The sequence below is a fragment of the Variovorax sp. 10L426 genome (assembly GCF_056395305.1).
In genome coordinates, this window is sequence record NZ_JBFTJF010000122.1 from 1 (window position 1) to 398 (window position 398).

At 66.1% G+C, this 398-nt stretch carries 1 protein-coding gene; it reads right to left on the reverse strand.

Features of this window, described 5'->3' with window-relative positions:
* Positions 1-398: sigma 54-interacting transcriptional regulator (locus AC1DHL_RS30055; protein WP_478164377.1), on the reverse strand; the 398-nt coding region annotated here is incomplete at both ends.

The following is a 398-nucleotide window of genomic DNA, read 5'->3' on the forward strand; positions in this document are numbered from 1 at the left end:
GGCGATGTCCTCGCGGCGCTCGCGCAGCGGTGGCAACGCCAGTTGCAGCGTATTGATACGGTAGTAGAGATCCTGACGGAACTGCCTGGAGGCGATCAACTGCGGCAGCGGCTGATGCGTCGCCGCGATAATCCGCACGTCGACCGGAATCGGTATGGCACCGCCCAGACGCAGGATCTCGCGCTCCTGCAGCACGCGCAGCAGCCGCGTCTGCAGCGAGACGGGCATATCGCCAATCTCGTCGAGAAACAGCGTGCCAGTATGGGCCGATTCGAACAGCCCGCGCTTGCCCCCACGGCGCGATCCGGTGAAGGCGCCCTCGTCGTAGCCGAACAGCTCGCTTTCCAGCAGCGCCTCCGGGAAGGCCGCGCAGTTGATGGCGACGAACGGCTTGGCGG